The sequence below is a fragment of the Methylosinus sp. R-45379 genome (assembly GCF_001644125.1).
GTDB lineage: Bacteria > Pseudomonadota > Alphaproteobacteria > Rhizobiales > Beijerinckiaceae > Methylosinus.
On record NZ_LUUM01000136.1, the window covers coordinates 1 to 1,616 of the forward strand.

Genomic DNA, 1,616 nt, shown 5'->3' on the forward strand with positions numbered 1-1,616 from the left:
GTCCGCTGCGCGCCGGCGAAGCCTGTCGCCATGTTCGACCAAGGCTGGAATTTGGAATTCGATCCGCCAGAGTGGATGCAGCCGGGCGAGGTCTATTTGCACGGCGTTTGCGCTCTGCTCTTTCCCCAGATGAACCATCCCGAGATCGAGGGCGGAGAGAATGCGCCCTGCATGGCGCATGTCATGATCGAGGATGGCAACACCATCCGCGCCGACGATTACCGGATCGAAGATGAAGGCAAGACGCTTCCCTGGCGCGAGGCGATCGCCGGCGACGACGCCGACTGCTCCGCCATATTCATGAACCCGAGCCTCTATGCGCTGTTCGCGCCGATCGCGGAGCTCGGCGAGGGTGATACACACTTCGTCCTGAAAGCCAGCGCCGACGCGATGAAGCGCCCCTTGCTCGTCCAGATCGACAAGCTGCCGAATTTCATCGGCGCGATCATGGGAACGCGGCCATTCCCGCTTTTCGACATGCCGGATTGGGCCACGGTTCCGCCGCCGGCCGAGGAGCCCAGCGCATGACAAACGATCTCCGTAATTCGCTGCCGCCCAGAGAGGCGCAGATACTTGCCGCCCATCACGCCGGCGCAACGCGCATAGAGACGGGCCGCCAACTCGGTCTTTCGCCGGAGACGGTGAAGATCTATTTGCGCCGAGCCAGAGCGCGCCGCGCATCCGCGCCGCGTAAGCTGACCCCGCGCGAGCACGAAATCCTCGCGCTTTTGTCGCAGGGCCTCAGCAGCAAGCAGATCGCCGCACAAATCGGGTCGCGCTTCCGCACCGTCGACGCTCATCTCGGCAACATCTATCTCGCCCTCGGCGTCCATACGCGGACGGCCGCCACCGTAGCCTATCTGCGCATGCGCGCCACGGAGGCCGACGCATCATGACCAAGATCGAATGGGCGCACGCCGGACTCGGCCGCGGCAAGACATGGAACCCGATCCGCGCGCGCGATCGACGCACGGGCGCGCGAGGCTGGCACTGCGAGAAGGTCTCGCCCGCCTGCGCCAATTGCTACGCCGAACGCTGGAACCAGCGCCCCGGCATAGGCGGCACGGGCCTCGCCTATAGACCGGGCCACAGAGCCGACGTCGAGCACTATCTCGACGAGCAAACGCTGCTCGCCCCGCTGCGCTGGAAGCAGCCGACTGGAATATTCGTCTGTTCCATGACCGATATTTTCGGCGATTGGGTCGAGACCGAATGGCTCGACAAAATCTTCGCCATCGCCGCGCTCTGCCCGCAGCATATTCTCATCTACCTGACGAAGCGGTCGGCGCGGATGCGCGCCTATATGTCCGACCCGAGAACCCCGCATCGAATTGCTCGCGCCATTGTCGACATGTGGATCGCGAAACAAGTCGCGCCAGACGACAATTGGCCCGTCGAGAGCATCGGCGACATCGACATGCCGGACGATATCAAGCTGCGGAAATGGCCTCTCCCCAACGTATGGCCCGGCGTGACCGCCGAAGATCAGCCGCGCGCCAATGAGCGCATCCCCGATCTTCTCGCGACGCCGGCCGCCATCCGCTTCGTGAGCTGCGAGCCGCTGCGCGGCCACATCAATCTGCGCCGCATTCGCATTGCGCCCGACTACCATACGA

Annotated in this window: 3 protein-coding genes; all 3 read left to right on the top strand. The window is 64.0% G+C overall.

Going from position 1 to position 1,616, the window contains the following annotated elements; genetic code table 11:
• The coding region (locus A1351_RS06990) for a hypothetical protein (RefSeq protein WP_210178244.1) at positions 1-528 on the top strand (528 nt) is incomplete at its 5' end.
• Positions 525-896: a LuxR C-terminal-related transcriptional regulator gene (locus tag A1351_RS06995; RefSeq protein WP_064032607.1), complete on the top strand. Its 372-nt coding sequence runs from the start codon at positions 525-527 to the stop codon at positions 894-896. The genes A1351_RS06990 and A1351_RS06995, both read left to right, overlap by 4 nt.
• The coding region (locus A1351_RS07000; RefSeq protein WP_157096155.1) for a DUF5131 family protein at positions 893-1,616 on the top strand (724 nt) is incomplete at its 3' end. The genes A1351_RS06995 and A1351_RS07000, both read left to right, overlap by 4 nt.

What these genes read in the sequence shown, in the direction of transcription:
- A1351_RS06995 (WP_064032607.1), top strand. Translation starts at nt 525, where the DNA reads ATGACAAACGATCTCCGTAATTCGCTGCCGCCCAGAGAGGCGCAGATA.